This is a genomic window from Streptomyces flavovariabilis (assembly GCF_000725785.1).
Lineage (GTDB): Bacteria > Actinomycetota > Actinomycetes > Streptomycetales > Streptomycetaceae > Streptomyces > Streptomyces hawaiiensis.
Genome location: NZ_JNXD01000007.1, coordinates 21,793 through 37,519 on the forward strand (window position 1 = coordinate 21,793; position 15,727 = coordinate 37,519).

Sequence of the window (15,727 nt, forward strand, 5' to 3'; positions counted from 1 at the left end):
CGGAACTTCGTGGCTCGGCGTAACGGGCTCTGTGTACAGTGGTGCCGCCTCGCGTACGGCGTCGTAGTGCGCGTGCCTCCTTAGCTCAGCTGGCCAGAGCAACGCACTTGTAATGCGTAGGTCGTCGGTTCGAATCCGACAGGGGGCTCTGGTGAACCCCAGGTCGGATTGCTCTGACCTGGGGTTTCGTCGTCAGCGGATGCGGCGGCGGCGCCGGGCGCGGGCCGCGCGGGTGTCGGCGGTCTCAGTTCTGGTCTCAGTGGGGTCCGGATCCGCGGTGGTGGGCGCGGGCACGAAGAACTCGCCCATGCGTCGCATGGCGTCCTTGGACAGGTGGGACCGGCCCTTCACGTACCGCCGGGTCTGGCTGATCTGGGTGTGTCGGAGAATCTCCATGATCGTGGGCATGTCCACGCCCAGCTCGTTCAGGATGGTGCCGGCGGTGTGGCGGCTCCCGTCGTAGAGGCGGCGGTCATCGATCCCGGCCGCCTTGAGCAGCTCCTTGAACTCCTCGTAGTCGGCGCGCGGGTCGAGCGGGCGTCCGTCCGGCCGTGAGAACACGACGTCGTGCTCCTGCCACAGTTCGCCGGCGGCGGCCCGCAGCTCCTCCTGCCCGGCCTTGTGCTCGTGAAGGAACGGAATGAAGACGGGCGGGATCGGGACGGCGTTCCGGCTCTTCTTGGTCTTGGGGCGGGTGAAGACGAGCCCACCCTCCTTGCGCTGCGGACAGGCGCTCGCGTGCCTCCTACATGCCTTGGGGCACGGCTTCGGGCAGCCGCGCTTGTAGCTCTTGTGCCTGGCGCATCCCGCAGGGCACGGCTCAAAGCGGTGCAGGCGTGCCCCGCAGGCGTGCGGGTCGGCGCAGCCGTGCCGCCACGTGAGGCGCTGCAGCTGCCACTCGGGACGGAACAGCTCCGCCTCCAGGTCGACGTACGACCAGCGCAGGCCGAGCGTCTCGCCCTGCCGGAACCCCATGCCGACACCGACAATCCACCGCATGAACGTGGGTCGCTTCGACGCGGCCTCCAGGAAGGCCTTGGCCTCCTCCTTGGTGAAGGGGTTGGCCTCGATCTCGTCGACGCTCGGCGGGTCCACGAGCGTGGCCACGTTCTCGCCGACGATGCGGCGCCGGTGGGCAATCTTCAGGGCCCGGGACAGGATCCGGTGCACCTTCACGACGTGCGAGGGAGCGCGGCCGGCGTCGAGCATGGCCCGGTACATCCGCTCCAGGTGCTCGGGCTGCAACTTGTCGATGCGGTGCTGGCCGACGCCGGGGACGATGTCGTTCCTGGTCTTCGACCAGTAGTCATCGAGCGAGCGCGGCTTGAGCTTCAGGCTCGCGATGTCGGTGAGGTAGGTCTCCATCCACTGCGCGACGGTGGGCTTGCGCCCCGCGGTGGTTGCGCGGCCCTGGTCGCGCAGCCGCTCCAGCTCCCGGACTTTGCGGCGTACCTCCGCCTTGGTCTTGGCGCGGCGGTGCCGGCGGTCGGGACTGCCGTCGTTCTTCACGCCCATCGTGACGCGTCCGTGCCACCAGCCGTCCGCACCGAAGTAGATGGTCGAATCCATGTTGGGCTTGCGGGGGCTCATGTGCTCCTCCATGCAGGAGGCGCCCCGAGCGGAGTGCTCGGGGCGCCTCAGGGCGTGCTGGGGTCAGTTGGGCAGAGGGGCGAGGTTCGCCACGTACTCCTCAAGGTCCGTTCGCCGGATCCTGCGGGTGCGGCCCAACTTGATGTACTTCAGGGCGCCTTCTGCCATCAGCTCGTAGACGGTGGATCGGCCGATGGCGAGCGCTTCGGCAGCTTCCTCGGGCTTGTACAGGAGTCGGTCGACGGGGGCGGCAATCGCCGTGCTCATCCGGGGTGCCTCCTAGGCGGGAGGGTCTTGGGCGCTCTCAGGTCTCGCGTCTGTCCGAAGTGCGGATTTCTGCGTCATTGCGTCATCAGCGTCATTCAGACCTCTGACCTGTGACTTTGTGTGACGCAGAGGTTTGGGGGTGCGTCACTGCGGCGTCATGGGGTGCGTCATCCGGTGACGCAGATGACGCAGGATGACGCAGACACGGCCGTCTGCGTCATGCCTCTAGGCGCAGGTCAGGGGCCGTTTCTCGGGCTGCATGACGCAGATGACGCAGAGTCCCTCCACTTGGGACAAGAGGGGGGTGGTGTCTGTTGTGGTGCGGTGCCGCTTCAAGCGTGAAGCAGGAGCCGCTGCGCGGCGCGACCATCGCAGGGCGGCGGTCGCCGCCGAACAGCAAGAAGAGCACGCACGGCGGTGGCCGGTGGTGCTCTTCTTGCTTGTCCGGGCGACCGCGCGCGCCGCGGGGTCAGAACATCCGCTTCTCCTCGTGTGGCTGTGGTGTCTGCAGGTGGGTCATTTCGAGGTAGCGGCCCTCGCTGGTGCGGCCCGATTCGATCAGGACACCCCGGGCGGCAAGCGTGGGCTGGAGGCGCTTGAGCCGGTCGGAGAGGACCTTTCCCGTGGTCGGCCACCCCTTGGGCAGCGGACGCATGTCGTCGCCGCTGTAGAGGCGGCTGAGGCAGTACAGCCACTCCGTGGAGGTCATCCGCTGCTCGCCGCCCGGCTCGATGGCCTCCGCGTGCTTGAGGACGGTCTGCGCGAGCAAGTCGCCCTCGATCACGTCGTCGTTGAGGTCGTCAAGGCTGCGCCGGTAGGCGGCGAGTCCTCCCAGGCCGGTCGCGGCGTCGAGCTGCGCGCACAGGTGCGCGAAGTCCGCCATCCGCAGATCGGTCGGGGTCTCTGCCTCAGCCGCACGGACCTTGACCGTGAGGTCGAGCAGGGACCCGAGAATGACCGGCAGCGCCTCGGCGTACTCCGCCCAGAGCTCCGCCTCGGTGCGCCGGACGCGCGGGCGCTCCATGCGCAGGGGCAGGAGCCGTTCGGCGAGGTCGGGCCGGATGACGCCGACGTCGATACCGGTCAGGAGCATGGGGCGGCGGTAGCGGGCGCGGACCACGTCCCCGTCGGTGTAGAGGGCGCGTTTGACGTTTTCGGCGCCGGTGACGATGCAGCACATCGCGTCGGACAGGTCCGGGGTCATGTGGGAGAGGTTGTCCAGGGCGGTGACCCATCCGGCGGCCACGGCCGCGATCAGGTTCTCCTCGTCCTTCGGGGCGCGGCGCAGGTCGCCGCTCATGCCCTCGATGATCCGCACGAGCATCCGCCCGCCCGTCGACTTGCCCGCGCCCTGCGGACCGGTGAGGAACGGAGCGGGCACGGGCACGGACGGACCGAGACAGCCGATCAGCCAAGCAATGGCCAGGCACTCCGTCTCCGCGCCTGCGAAATTACACAGCCTCAACAGGAGGTCGATGCCCTTGCCGTCGGTGTCCTTGACCGGCAGGGGCAGTTCGCCCGTGAGCTGTGTCCGGCGCCAGCACACCTCGCGCGGGTCGGGGATGGCGATGTCCCAGCCGGTGGGGTGGATGCGGACCGACTGCCCGTCGGTGCGGCCCAGGTCCAGCCACGTTGCCCCGTCGAACCCGGGGGCGACGCGGATATGGACGGGCTGCACGTCCTCGGTCAGCGCGAGTGCTTCGATCAAGTCCAGTGCCTCCTTGAGCGCGGTGCCGTTGAAGACGCCGTGTCCGTCGCGGTAGAGGCCGACCATGAGTTCCTGGCGGTGGCTGCCTGTGGTGCCCTGGGAGCGGATTGGGCGGGCTACGGGGTGGCCGTTCTTCTGCGCGTACACGGTCCCGTCGGCGGTGCGGAAGTACCGGAAGTGGGATTGGGCGTAGTTGGTGATGACTTCGCGGGCGGGGTTCTTTTCGTCGTCGGACATGGTCACAGTCCCAACGTGGTGCGGGCGTTGGTCCACGCGTCGGTGCAGTGCCGGGGCGATTCGCCCTTGGCCTGCGCTGCGGTGAACAGCCGCGCGACGTGCGTGTCGGTGAGGCAGCCGCACCGGCCGTGCGCGGACAGCACGGCCAGGAACGTGCGGTAGACGGTGGTGTGGATCGAGCTGCGGGCCTCGGTGATGCGCTGCTCGGCCATGGCGATGCCGCGTTCCAGGTACGCGGGCGTGCGGTGGCGGCACTCCCCGTTCACGGCCTCTGTGGGCAGGGCGATGGCGTGCGGCACCGGGCGGGCCGTGGCGGGGGCCTTCACGGCCAGGGCGCGCACGGCTTCCGGCAGGGCGGTCATGGTGCCGGTGCCGGTGCCGGGGCCGAGGTAGCGGGCGTAGGACATGGTCGACTTGATGTCGACGCCGGGGCGGACCGCGTTGTGCGACGACATGGCGCCCCGGTAGATCCAGTGCTCACCGCGCGTCGTCTCCACGGCCCGTGTGGCAGGGAGGGTCTCGCGGGCCCAGTCGACGGCCGCCGCGTTGTCCAGGTCCACCACGGTCAGCCCGGCGGCCCCGGGGTGGTAGGCGACGCAGACGGCCCGCCGCCATGCGGCCGTCCAGGCCGGGGAGGTGAGAACGGCGGGGTCGGTGGTGGCGGCGGCCCATGCGTGGCAGACGCCGGGGCACCGGCAGGGACCTGCGCTTTTCATGTTCGGCCGGCCGCCGCACGCGTTGTTCGCGCACCGGGGGCAGTTGCCGAACGGTGTCTTCCCTGCGCGCAGGGGCAGCACCGGCACACCGGTGGCGGCCAATGCCAGCGCGGTCGGCAAGGGTTCGGGCAGCGCGCTCATGCCGCCGTGCCCTCGCCGGATCATGGTCGGTTGCGTCATGCTGGGAGACCTCCACTGGTCAGGTGATTGGCAGGTGGACAAGGGCGGCCCCGGATTCATTGGCGTGAGACGGGGGCCGCCCTTGGCGTAGCTAGAAGGGCGGTTCGTCGCTGTAGAAGGACGGGGTGGTGCGGCGGAACCAGTAGGGCAGGGGCAGCAGGACCCAGCGGCGGGTGTCGTCCCAGCAGGTGCAGGGCTCCCAGTCGGTGCCGGCGTACTCGCCGGTCTCGGGGTCGCCGTAGTGGTGCCCGATCCCGCCGTCGCCATCGCACAGCGGGCACTTCGGGTCGGGAGTGTCGGTGAGGGTGAGGGCCCGGCGGGGCCAGTGGGTGAGCTGGATACGCAGTCGCACGAGCGTGGTCTCCTTGTCAGTGCTTGCTGCGGGCGAGGCGCAGGGTGATGCCGCCGATGCCGATGGGTCCGGCGGCTCCGGCGATGACGGTGGCGGTGTGGGCTGCGGCGTCGAGCAGGAGGCACAGGGCCGCGACCAGGCCCCAGCCGCCCGCGACGGTGGCCCCGGCGATGGCAAACGGGATCAGTAAGCGCCGCCACGCGATGCCGGTCGGGGTGGTGTCGTGGACGACGATGACGACGGGCTGTCCGGTGGCCTGTGCGCGCTGCCAGTCGTCGGCAGGTATGTGCGGGGCGATGTTCCCCGGCGGGGTGCGGTGGTCCATTTCGGGGCTCCCTTGGGTGAGCCGCGGGCCCGCACCAACAGGTGGTGCGGGCCCGCTCGGATGGGTGGCTGTGCTTGTCGCGTTGCTTGTCGTCTCCCTTGTCGTGTGGCTTGTCGTCTCCCTTGTCTTGTCGCTTGTCGCCTTGCAGGTCACAAGCCGTTTCCGCGCTCTCAGACCCGTGACAGCGGCTTATGTTTTCGGGGCGCGACAAGCGACAAGTGATCAGCCCTCGGGGGGCTGTTCGGGGGCGTGCCGGCGGTGGACGTAGCGGGCCTTGGTGCCTTCTCCGACGCGGACGGCGGTGCCGTCCTTCATCCAGTCCCTCAGCCATCCGACGACGGTCTGACGGGACGTGCCGTGCTCGTCGGCGAGCGCGCGGGCGATCGCGGAGGCTCCGGTGCCCGCGCTGCCGGCGGCGAGCAGCAGCGCCAGAGCGGCCTGTTGGGCGGGGTTGTCCTGCTCGCCTCGCAGCGCGGACAGGTTCAGCCCGCCCGCGGCCGGCGGCCTGTCGCTTCCTGCGGGGGCCTGCGGCTCGGGGGCGGTGCCGAACTGTGCGTCGATCTGCTCGCGGAAGCGGCGCAGCATCTCGTCTTCCGGCGAACCCGGGGCCTGCCCCGAGCTGTTCAGGGCGGACAGCCTCAGCCCTGCCCCTGCCCCTGCTCCGGCCGTGCCGGTGGTGCTGGTGTCGTTGCTGGAGGCTTGGTCGCGCATCCATGCGGTGCGGTCGCTGTCCCAGCGTCGGGCGTAGGCGGGCCCGGCGGCCTTGGCGGACACCGCGTCGAGCGTGGGGTGCCGGTCGGAGGTGGCCGCGATGATCTCCCGGATCTGGTTCGGGAGGATCCGCCAGGCCTTGAACAGCGCGGCCGGTGACTCCGGGGTGCCCATGAACCCGGCGCCCTTGTGGGGTGCCTGGTCGACGCGCAGGCCGCGGGAGCCGGGGAACATCTTGGACAGGTCCATGCCCTCGGTCTCACCCCCGGTCAGGGCAACCCTGACCTTGGCCTCTCGCCGGATCATGAGGTTGCTGAGCACGCTGCCCGTCGCTCCGAGGGCGGTGAGGACGGTGCGGATGCCCATGGCGCGGGCGATCCGGATCACTTCCAGGATCTTCTCTCCGAGCTTGCGCACCTGCCGGTCCGGGCTGGACAGGATCTCGGCGCCCTCGTCGATGACCAGCATGATCTGCGGAATCTTCGCGCTGATGGGCAGCAGATCGGTGTTGGCCTTGGCCAGCAGGTCCTGGTAGCCCATCTTGCGCTGCTTGGCGACCCTGACCGCGGCCTCCAGCATGGCCATGGCCTCGTCATAGGTGCCGGCGAGCCAGTCGATGCCGGGCCGGACTGCCTTGCCGTCCTCCGCCTTGATCTCCCCGTTGAGTGCCGGGAGCACCCAGGGCAGGCCCGCGGACCCGGCGTTGAGGTCGATCACCCAGGTCAGGATGTCGTCGGCGCGGGCGAACCCGGCGAGGATCGAGTGGACCATGTTGGTCTTGCCCGATCCGGTCGGGCCGACGATCAGGGCGCACTGCTCGCGCAGGTAGGCGAGGATCTGCTCGGCGTTGGTCCGGTAGCCCCACGGGATGCCCGTGTGGACGGACAGGGGCCCGTAGTCGCTGGGGTAGGTGCGTTCCTGCTCCAGGACGTTGACGGTGGTCACGTCGATGATGACGCGGCCCTGGTGGATACCGGGCCCGGCGGTGGCGGTGCAGCCGTGCGGCAGGCCCGCGTCCGCGGACAGCGCTGCCGATTGGGCGGCGATCCTGTTCCAGGTGGCGCCGCCGGGCGGGAGTTCAGCGTCGATGGAGTACCCGGCGCCGGTCTCCCACTGCTCGACTCCGACCACGCGCACGGTGATCGAGCAGACCCGCTGGATACGGTCCACCCACTCCGCGGCGATGGCCCGGCGCTCCGCGGACAGCTCGGCAGCGATCTGCCGCTGCTCGAGCGCGAGTGCCTCCTCCTCCCGGGCCTCCTCGAACAGGGCGGCGGAGCGGGCGGCGGCACCGATACCGACACCCATCGTGGCCAGAGAGCCGAGGGCAGCCCAGGTCAGGGGACCATTCGTCATGGCCCACGTGGTCCACCCGGCCCCGACCAACCAACTGGCGGCGCGGGTGGCGAGCGTGCGGCCGGCGTTGCGGACCCGGAGCCCGACGACGGTGTGGCCGAGGGCGCCGGCCGCGCCGACGGCCAGGGCCCAACCCGGGGGCATGGAGGTGGCGGCGCCGGTGGTGGCGACGGCGAAGGCTCCGGTGGTGGCGGACAGGGCGCCGGTCACGGGTCCGTGACCGGCCGCCCAGTCCAGCACCGGGCCACTGCTCGCGTTCTGCTTGGCGGTGGCGGTGCTGCTCATGTCAGACGTTCCAGCCCTTCTCGGCCTCGGTGCCGTTGCGGGGGTCCTCGTGCCGGGCGATGTCCTGCGCGTGGACCTGGCGGAACACCGGACCCATGTCCTCGGCCACGGCGACGGCGCTCATCAGGGTGCCGAAGATGTCGTTGAAGTTGTCGGCGATCTGCTTCTCCAGCGGGAACTCACTGTCGGAGCGCTCGGCGAGGATCTTCATCACGTTCGCCACGCTGGCCAGTGCGGCGGGCAGGCTCTCGACCATCGCCAGGATCTCCATGCAACCGTCAGGCTCGTAGGAGTTGGCGGCCTCCTCCATCTCGGAAGCGGCCTCTTCAAAGCGGAAACCGGACACGTGCTCTCCCTCGATCGACGGGGTGTTCGTGCTGGTGGGAACTTGTACGGCGGGCCGCTCGACGCCGTCCGCGATGCCGTCGGTGCCGTCCTTGCCTGCCTCCGCGTCGGCGGCGGCTTCCTGCGCGGCCTGCTCCTGGCGGATCGACTCATCCCGCGCGGTGCGCTGCTCGGCAGCGACCCCGGCCAGCCGCCGGTACAGGCGCCGTCCGGGGTGGATCAGCCAGGGCAGGTTGAGCTTGCGGCCGATCGGGCTGGTGACCAGCCCAAGCAGCCCGGCCGGGAGAGCGAGCAGCGCGGCGAGCAGGCGACGGCCGTGGAAGCGGGCCGCGGACCGGCGCAAAGCCTGCCGGGCTGCCCTACGGGCCGGGGCCTTGCGCACGCTGGCTCGCTTGGCTGCGACCGTGCCGGCAGCCTTGGCGTCCCGCTGCGCACGGCTCTTGCCGACCGCCATATCCCGAGCGGCGCGGGCCTTACGGACAGCAGCCCCGAGCATCCGACCTGCCAGGCCGACCCGGCGCCCCCGGGCCGCGTTCCCGGTGCCGCCGCCTGCTGCGCGGGCCTTGGCGTTGCGGCGGGCGTCCGCGACCGCGCGGCGTGCGGCGGTGGTCTGCGCCCGCTGCCCGGCACGGGATCCGGCCGCAGCCTGCTGCGCCGACCGCAGAGCCTTGACCTGCCCAACCCGGCCCGCAGCCTTCCCGAGGGTGCCGGCCGCGCGCTTGGACGCGCCCTGACCGGCCTTGGAGCGGGTCTTCCCGGCGGCGGTGCTGCCGTGCCGGGCAGACGAGCCGGATCCGCGGCGGCGCTGGCCGGGAACACTGCCCGACCGGCCACCGGAGCGACCGCCACGAGCCGCAGACGAACGCCCCGCGGCGCGGTTGCCGGGGGCTCCCGCACCGCTGCGGCGCAGGCCCGCACTGTGGGCGGCGGAACGGCCTGCGCTGCGGGCGGCGGCCCGGCGGGCTTCCTTGCGGGGGTTGGCCTGGCGGCTGCGGGTGGCGGCGACGGTGCCGAGGACGACGGCGCCGGTCGCGGCCACCATCGCGGCGACCGGGCCGCCGGCCAGGGCCGCGGTGGCGACCATGCCCACGGTGCTGTTCGCTCCGGAAAGGGCGAGCGGGACGACCGGCCAGCCGCCGGGCGTGTGCTCCACGTCGGCCGCAACCGGGGCCGGGACCTGCTCCGTTGGTGCAGGTGGTGGCGGGGGCGGTGTGGGTGCGGGAGCCTCGACGGCTACCGGCTCGGTGCTGAGTTCCGTCATGCTGTGAGCACTCCTTAAGGGGAGTAGGGCCCGGCCAGGGCTGTAGGAGGTTGCTGGCCGGGCCTGCCAACAGGGGTCAGGCGGCGCGCTGTTCGTCGGGGCAGGCGCAGGTGACGCACATGCCGAGCGAAGTGGGGATGACGTATCCGGCATCCCTCCGGCATTCGGGGCAGATACGGCGGGCGGCGTTGGCCTTGGCCAGGGCCGCCCTGGCCTGCTCGATCGCGTAGAGGTAGGCGACCAGAGGTTCACGGCGGCGCCGCGGACGCTCGACCTGCGCGGCCACCTCCTGACCGCCGGGCCGTAGCCCGAGGGCCCGGAGTTGGCGGCGCGTGGCCAACCCGTCCGGGGCGAGCCGCCACCGGTAGGTAGGGATGGTGGCCATCAGTTGCTCGCGATGGCCAGCTCAGCACCACCGGTGCCGGGGTCGCGGTGTTCGGCATAGCGGTGGGAGACCCAGCCGATCGACCAGCCGCACAGCTCCGCGGCCTGGCGCACCGACAGGTTCGCCTCGAATGCGGCGGCCACGATCCGGCGCGCCTCGTCCTCAGGCAGCTTGCCCTGCGCCGGGCCGCGCTCCAGCAGTGCGGCGCGTTCACGCTCGGCCCGCTCCTGGCGTTCACGGCGTTCACGCTCCGCCTGCTCGGCACGCTCGCGCTGCTCGCTTTCGGCCCGCTCCCGGGCCTGCTGTTCAAGGCGCAGCCGCTCTTGTTCACGCTGTTCACGCTCGCGTTCACGGCGTTCACGAGCCACCCGCTCGGCAGCCTCCGCCCGCTCCCGGGCCTCGCGTTCCTCGCGCCGCTGCCGCTCCTCCCGCTCCGCCTGCTCCCGTGCCAGCGCGGCCTCGTGTTCACGCTGTTCACGCGCCAACGCCGCGGCATGCTCGCGCTCCTCGCGGGCCTCTGCAAGGGCCTGCTTCTCACGCTCCCGGGCCGCCTGCTCCCGCCGCTCCTGCTCGGCTTTCTGGTGGGCTTCCAGGGCGGCCACGGCGGCGGCGATGGCACGCCGGTAGGCCAGGCTGGTCTCTGCTGTGACGATCAGCAGCAGCGGCGCAACCGAGTGGACGGCCACGCCGACCAGGTCTTTCTTCAGCGCGGAGTCTGCGGTGTTGAGGGCAAGGGTCATGAGACCGGTCATCCATCGCAGGACGATCGGCCAGCGTCCGCCGTGCCCACCCAGGCGAGCCAGCACGTCATCGAGCTTCACGACGATCACGACCGCTGCGTCTACGACGAGGGGCAGGATCGGTGCCGTCCAGTCCCACTTATCGGCCGTGTGCTTGGCCATCAGCGGCGTCACGGTGAGGATGGAGTAGAGCATCGCCCCACAGACGATCAGCCACGTCCCGCCCGACAGGGCGCGCTCTGCTGAACGCGTCTGAACACTGTTCACGCCGCCCCCTCGATCGGCTGCGGGGTGGGCATGTGGGCGCGCCGGAAGCCGTTGGAGGCGGCGTCGTAGATGAACGCCTCACACCGCCACCGGCACTCGGTGGCGGGGCGTTCACCGGAAGGCACCCACCCGTCCGGGTCGGCACCATGGGTGGCGGTATCGGCGTAGGCGTCCTCGCGGGAAGCGTAGACGGTGTGGGGCTCGCCGTAATGCAGCAGCACCGTCAGCGACCGCCCCTCCAGCGACTCGCCCTCCAGCTCCGCACGCAGCCGGCGGATCTCGATGTCCTTCAGCAGGAGTTCCTGCTGGGCGGCGAACAACTCCTCCAGGGTGCGCGAGAGGAACTCGCCCACCTCGGTGGCGTCTGCCTCCGCCCGCTCCGCACGGTCGGTGACGGCGTGCAGCTCCCGCACGTGGCGTCCCAAGGCGGCATCCGCCTGCGCCTGAACTTCCCGGGCACGGGAGCGGGCCTGTTCGGCGTCCTGCTCCAGCTGACACAGATGGCCGGCCGTGACGAGGCGGATCACGCCGCCTCCTCGCAGCCAGCACGGTTGGCCAGCGCGCGCCGCGCGGCCAGCACACGGCGGCGGGCCCGGCGAACCCGGCGGGCGTCCAGCTCGGTCGGGTTGTGCTCCAGCGCGGCGATCTCGGCGTCGACCAGCTCGACGTCCGCGAGGATCGCGGGCATCTCCAACTCGATCGCGTCCAGCTCCGCGTCCGTCGGCCCGATGAAGTCGGTGAACGCGGTAACAGCGCCCTGAACAGTGACGATGTGGCTCATTGGGTCGTGTGTCCTCTCACAGGTGAACGGCCCGACAGCGCCCCCGGAGCTGCAACTCCGGGGGCGCGCCGTTTATGGATGAGGCAGGTCTGAGGTCAGCGGCGAAGGGCCCAGGAGATGAGGCCACTGACGGCGTCGGTGCAGTCGGTGACCCGGCCGGACTCCAGCTCGTCGGCCCGGTCCTCCATCTGCTTCGCGGCGTCGTCCTTGCCGCGGTTACGCAGCACCTTCGCCGCGTCGCGGTTCTTGGCGGCCTGGTTCTTCATGCGGTCAGACATGGAAGTTCCCCCTCGGTCGTTCGATGCGGACACCGGGGCTCCGGCTCCTCTCAACCCCGCCCGTACGGGACGGCTCCGCAGAGCTCCCGGGCGGGCGGGGCGAGCAACCGGCGCGGCGCTATCCGCCGCGGTTCGGTGGAAGGTGACCGGTAGCCCGCTGCACCCGGAGGTGTTCACGGGCCAGGGATGGAACGGCGCGGCCGTGCCGGTCGATCACGGCCGCGCCCATCGCTTTCGTCGGCTCACAGCCACTCCTTCAGGTCTCTGAACAGGGGATTTGCACTGCAAGGGGGACCTTTTCCCCACTCTCCGGCCGTTGCTCGCGGTCACCGGGCCACCTCGCCAGTACGGGCCGAAACCCTGTTCTGCCTGGCCTTCAGCGGGATTGCAGCGTCCCCGCCTTCTGCGCATGCGACATGAAGCCGCCTTCCGACCGAGGTGGTGCGCTCGGTCGATGCAGTACCTGTTTTACAGGTACTGCATGAGGGTCCGTCAAGTGCCGCGACGGGGCCTCGTGCTTTCGCGCCTGGAACTTCTTGGCGCACCATCAGAATCGCCGCAGGTCAGGGGCGTTCGTAACCACGCCCTTGGAAACCTTGGGGAGCGCTGACTACGCTCAAGAAGTCCCTACAAGTCCCTCAGGGGGTGTAGATGTCCAACGAGCGCTTGAGGTCGGCGCTGTTAGCGCGTGGCATGACTGTTCAGGACCTGGCTGAAGAGATCGGCGTCATCCCGAAGACGGTCGAGCGTTGGATCACGCAAGGGAAGGTGCCGTACCGGCGTCACCAGTACGCGACAGCGGCAGCGCTCAAGGTCGACGTGACAACGATTTGGGAAGACGGCCGGACCACCGAGAGCGCAGCGGACCTGTCCAAAGCTGAGATAGCGACCGTCTACCCGCACCGCCATACGGTGCCACCAGGGCTCTGGCGAGAGCTCTACGGCCGCGCTGAGCGGAACCTGGACGTGCTCGTCTACTCCGGGTTGTTCCTCTCCGAGGACCCGCTGTTCCATGATCTCGTGAAGGCGAAGGTAGGGGCCGGAGCCCAGGTGCGCATCCTGCTCGGCGACCCCGAGTGCGCTGCCGTACGGCAGCGCGGCATCGACGAGGGGCACCAGATCATGGACGGCAAGATTCGGAATGCCCTGCTCCACTATCGCGCCCTCATGCGAAGCCATCCGGACATCGGCTTCCGGCTGCACGACTCGACGCTCTACAACTCGATCTACCGGGCCGACGACGAGATGCTGGTGAACCCTCACGTCTACGGTATCGGTGCCTTCATGGCGCCCGTCCTCCATCTGCGCCGTCTGCCGGGCGGCGGCATGTTCGACACGTACGCGAATAGCATCGAACACACCTGGGAGAACGCCCGCCCGGTCACTGAGCAGGACATAGCGAGCATCACGGGAGCCTGAACCATGGGACGTATCGACTACCTGCACGACCCCGATGCCCCGCCGGCCAACTCGGTCGTACCGTCCGTCGTCGCGTTCGTGCAGAACGACGCGAGCCAGGTGCTGATGATTCAGCGTTCCGACAATGGGCGCTGGGCGCTGCCCGGTGGCGGCCACGACGTGGGGGAGTCGATCAGCGACACCGTTGTGCGCGAAGTCTGGGAAGAGACCGGGATCAAGGCGGAAGTCGTCAACATGTCCGGGATCTACACGGACCCTGGGCACGTGATGCAGTACGACGACGGCGAGGTGCGCCAGCAGTTCAGCATCTGCTTTCGCGCGCGGCCGGTCGGTGGTGAGCTCCGTACGAGCAACGAGACGACTCAGGTCCGCTGGGTGGACCCAGCGGACCTGACGACGTTGGACGTGCACCCCACGATGCGACTCCGCATCGAGCACGCAATGGACCAAGCGCGCACGGCGCCCTACATCGGCTGACGCTTGGCAGCGGCGACCCGTTCGAGCACGCGGGACGTGCACGCCAGGATCTCAGGTTCGGCCCGGCGGATGAACTGCCCGATCAGGCTGTCCGGCCCGTACCGGCCGGCGATCTCGTTGATCCGGTCGATCGGGTTCGTGGACGTGCCGTCCGGCGTGGTGTTCATGTCGCAGTAGCAGAGCGCGTCGTTCAGGTGCGCGCTCTCGCGGGGGAACTCGCCCTCCAGCTCCTCGCGCATGCCGCGTGCTTCCGCCTCCATCCAGGCGCAGGAGTGGTGGGCGACCAGGTTGATGACGCGCTTGTCGGCGCCGGCCATGTCCCGGAGATAGCGGGCCCCGTCCAGCGGGTGGAAGCCGGTCTTGGCCAGGTCCGGCGCGTAGCCGATGTCGTGCAGGACTGCCGCGGCCTCGAGCAGATCGGCGTTCTGGTCGAGTACGAGCGCGATCGTGCGCGCCCTCTCGGCGACTCCGAGGCAGTGCTTCCACCGCCGCGGAAGCGGCTCGGCGAGCAGGGACTCAGCCAAGGGGTAGGCCCACTCTGTCAACTTCGGCAAGCTATGAACGCTCCTCTCGCATCGGCACGGCGCGGACTGTCCGCACTTTGCCTTGGCCCTCACTCGCCAGTACGCCGGCGGCTTCCAGCTTGTCGAGGGCTTTGGTTACTGTGGGCCGGGAGACCTCGAACCTATCCATGAGCTGCGAAGTGCTCAGAAACGACGCACCGACCTCGAACCCCTCGGTGGCGATGATCTCAGCGATACGTTCGACAAGTGGTCTCCGGTCGACCGGGTCGCCGTTGCGCCTGACACGCCACCGGCCACCCTGTACAGGCTCGGCAACACCGTCCCTCTCCAGCGCCTTGAACGCACGAAGCGCAACTCCACGCGAGACGTTGTGAGCCCGCATGAGATCCGCTGCGGCTGGAAGATGCGTCATCTGCGGGTCTGCCTTGATCTGGGCCTTCACTGCCTCCGCAACGTGCAAAAAGGTCCCCCGAGGGCTGGCTTGCTGGGTCACGCGCTCTCCCTCCCTGTCTGCTCGCCATCAGGCTCAAGCCTCCCATGCGCGGAAGCGGGTGTGGCAGGACGGCAAAGGATGCGGAACGGTTTAAGCGTCATAGCGCTCCCCCGGATGCCCACGAGGCGCACCAGCCGTAGCATGAAAGGGCTACGCGAGCCGGGGGTAGATGAGATGCTGAATGAGTCGAACCTCAAGGAATTCGGACTTGATGAGTATCAACTTGAGCGGTATCGGTTCTCTGAAAAGTTGCGTCTTTGGGAATCCATAGACGCTCTTATCCGCTCGGTTGGGCAGGAGAATGCGTTGACGTGGCTTGCAAGCCCCAGCAACTACCTGGAGCGCAGGGTTCCCTCTGAAGCCATTCAAGAGGGCGACGCTCTGAAGGTCTGCGAGGCCATCGAGGCCATGAGGCAGGGGTACTTCCTGTAAGGTCGATTCACTGGTAGTTAGCTATGACCGAGCGCGTATTTTTTGATGTCGATTCAGGTATTCGCATAGCGGTTCCCTTGGTTCGTGAGACCGGGCATTACTGGCGGCACTGTGACCGTGAATGTAACCCTATGCCGAGTCATGATGTCGCACGAGCTGAAGGTCGCTACCATGTGCTCAACGGTACTCCCGTTTGGTATGGAGCCGACTCTGTCGAGGGGGCGTGGGCTGAATTCTTCAAGCACTATGATCTCGGAACGTCCCCGCTGCGCTATCTGGCTCACGTTCACGTTAGGGAGATAGCAGTCATCGATCTTTGTGACGAAAGAACGCTCACTAGATTGAGTTGTTCACCAGTGGAACTCGTTGCGTCAGGATATGGCACCTGCCAAAAGCTCGGTCAACTCCTCCTTGGGCATCAGCGGGTTGATGGGATTTTGGCCCCGTCGGCTGCCCACGCGGGTGGCAGGGTGCTAATCCTCAAGCGGCAATCAGTGATAGATAGTCCGCGGGAAGTAGTCGAGGCGAGCCGCAGCGTCCACGACCTCATGCATCGGATCGGCTCACACGACGCCGCCTAGCTTGCTGCACTTAATCC

At 69.2% G+C, this 15,727-nt stretch carries 19 protein-coding genes and 1 tRNA gene; 5 read left to right on the forward strand and 15 right to left on the reverse strand.

The window, feature by feature from the left end:
* Positions 1–74 precede the first annotated feature (74 nt).
* Positions 75–148, forward strand: a tRNA-Thr gene (locus tag IO24_RS0114625).
* Positions 149–192: 44 nt separating this feature from the next.
* Here the strand turns inward: IO24_RS0114625 and IO24_RS0114630 are convergent.
* The 13 genes from IO24_RS0114630 to IO24_RS0114690 form a co-directional block, all read right to left on the reverse strand.
* Complete coding sequence (locus IO24_RS0114630) at positions 193–1,590, reverse strand: tyrosine-type recombinase/integrase (RefSeq protein WP_031135782.1); 1,398 nt, start codon at positions 1,588–1,590, stop codon at positions 193–195.
* Between the two features lie 63 nt (positions 1,591–1,653).
* Positions 1,654–1,857 (reverse strand): helix-turn-helix domain-containing protein, encoded by a 204-nt coding sequence (locus IO24_RS0114635; protein ID WP_031135784.1) that lies wholly within the window; start codon positions 1,855–1,857, stop codon positions 1,654–1,656.
* A 469-nt stretch (positions 1,858–2,326) separates the two neighbouring features.
* Positions 2,327–3,802 carry a hypothetical protein gene (locus IO24_RS0114640; protein ID WP_031135786.1) on the reverse strand — a complete coding sequence of 492 codons (1,476 nt, stop codon included), beginning with the start codon at positions 3,800–3,802 and terminating at the stop codon, positions 2,327–2,329.
* 2 nt (positions 3,803–3,804) lie between these two features.
* Positions 3,805–4,698, reverse strand: a complete 894-nt coding sequence (locus IO24_RS0114645) for a bifunctional DNA primase/polymerase (RefSeq protein ID WP_045296169.1) — start codon at positions 4,696–4,698, stop codon at positions 3,805–3,807.
* Between the two features lie 91 nt (positions 4,699–4,789).
* Positions 4,790–5,050, reverse strand: a complete 261-nt coding sequence (locus tag IO24_RS0114650; protein WP_031135789.1) for a hypothetical protein — start codon at positions 5,048–5,050, stop codon at positions 4,790–4,792.
* Positions 5,051–5,066: 16 nt separating this feature from the next.
* Complete coding sequence (locus IO24_RS0114655; protein ID WP_031135791.1) at positions 5,067–5,375, reverse strand: hypothetical protein; 309 nt, start codon at positions 5,373–5,375, stop codon at positions 5,067–5,069.
* Positions 5,376–5,597: 222 nt separating this feature from the next.
* Positions 5,598–7,727, reverse strand: coding sequence for a hypothetical protein (locus tag IO24_RS0114660; RefSeq protein WP_031135794.1), 2,130 nt, complete (start codon positions 7,725–7,727; stop codon positions 5,598–5,600).
* Between the two features lies 1 nt (position 7,728).
* Complete coding sequence (locus IO24_RS0114665; RefSeq protein WP_031135796.1) at positions 7,729–9,333, reverse strand: hypothetical protein; 1,605 nt, start codon at positions 9,331–9,333, stop codon at positions 7,729–7,731.
* Positions 9,334–9,409: 76 nt separating this feature from the next.
* Positions 9,410–9,718 carry an RRQRL motif-containing zinc-binding protein gene (locus IO24_RS0114670; protein ID WP_031135797.1) on the reverse strand — a complete coding sequence of 103 codons (309 nt, stop codon included), beginning with the start codon at positions 9,716–9,718 and terminating at the stop codon, positions 9,410–9,412.
* The gene (locus IO24_RS0114675; protein ID WP_031135800.1) at positions 9,718–10,725 is read right to left on the reverse strand and encodes a hypothetical protein; all 1,008 of its coding nucleotides are present in this window, start codon (positions 10,723–10,725) and stop codon (positions 9,718–9,720) included. Before IO24_RS0114675 ends, IO24_RS0114670 begins: the two co-directional genes overlap by 1 nt.
* Complete coding sequence (locus IO24_RS0114680) at positions 10,722–11,252, reverse strand: hypothetical protein (RefSeq protein ID WP_031135801.1); 531 nt, start codon at positions 11,250–11,252, stop codon at positions 10,722–10,724. The genes IO24_RS0114675 and IO24_RS0114680 overlap by 4 nt, the downstream gene beginning before the upstream one ends.
* Positions 11,249–11,506, reverse strand: a complete 258-nt coding sequence (locus IO24_RS0114685; RefSeq protein ID WP_031135802.1) for a DUF6284 family protein — start codon at positions 11,504–11,506, stop codon at positions 11,249–11,251. The genes IO24_RS0114680 and IO24_RS0114685 overlap by 4 nt, the downstream gene beginning before the upstream one ends.
* 95 nt (positions 11,507–11,601) lie before the next feature.
* Positions 11,602–11,784 carry a hypothetical protein gene (locus tag IO24_RS0114690; RefSeq protein WP_031135805.1) on the reverse strand — a complete coding sequence of 61 codons (183 nt, stop codon included), beginning with the start codon at positions 11,782–11,784 and terminating at the stop codon, positions 11,602–11,604.
* A 651-nt stretch (positions 11,785–12,435) separates the two neighbouring features.
* Between IO24_RS0114690 and IO24_RS0114695 the strand changes: the two genes are divergently transcribed.
* Together IO24_RS0114695 and IO24_RS0114700 are read left to right on the forward strand one after the other, a co-directional pair.
* On the forward strand, positions 12,436–13,203 hold the full coding sequence (locus IO24_RS0114695; protein WP_031135807.1) for a helix-turn-helix domain-containing protein: 768 nt from the start codon (positions 12,436–12,438) through the stop codon (positions 13,201–13,203).
* A 3-nt stretch (positions 13,204–13,206) separates the two neighbouring features.
* Positions 13,207–13,680, forward strand: a complete 474-nt coding sequence (locus IO24_RS0114700; RefSeq protein WP_031135809.1) for an NUDIX domain-containing protein — start codon at positions 13,207–13,209, stop codon at positions 13,678–13,680.
* On the opposite strand, the gene IO24_RS0114705 is transcribed toward IO24_RS0114700, so the two are convergent.
* The gene (locus IO24_RS0114705; RefSeq protein ID WP_031135811.1) at positions 13,668–14,234 is read right to left on the reverse strand and encodes an HD domain-containing protein; all 567 of its coding nucleotides are present in this window, start codon (positions 14,232–14,234) and stop codon (positions 13,668–13,670) included. The genes IO24_RS0114700 and IO24_RS0114705 overlap by 13 nt on opposite strands.
* A gap of 1 nt (position 14,235) precedes the next feature.
* A complete protein-coding gene (locus IO24_RS0114710; RefSeq protein ID WP_031135812.1) occupies positions 14,236–14,697 on the reverse strand; it encodes a GntR family transcriptional regulator in 462 nt (153 codons plus the stop codon).
* A gap of 141 nt (positions 14,698–14,838) precedes the next feature.
* On the opposite strand from IO24_RS0114710, the gene IO24_RS0114715 reads away from it, so the two are divergent.
* Positions 14,839–15,129 (forward strand): DUF2384 domain-containing protein, encoded by a 291-nt coding sequence (locus IO24_RS0114715; RefSeq protein WP_157851253.1) that lies wholly within the window; start codon positions 14,839–14,841, stop codon positions 15,127–15,129.
* Between the two features lie 131 nt (positions 15,130–15,260).
* The gene (locus tag IO24_RS47590; protein WP_476718213.1) at positions 15,261–15,710 is read left to right on the forward strand and encodes an RES family NAD+ phosphorylase; all 450 of its coding nucleotides are present in this window, start codon (positions 15,261–15,263) and stop codon (positions 15,708–15,710) included.
* Positions 15,711–15,727 lie beyond the last annotated feature (17 nt).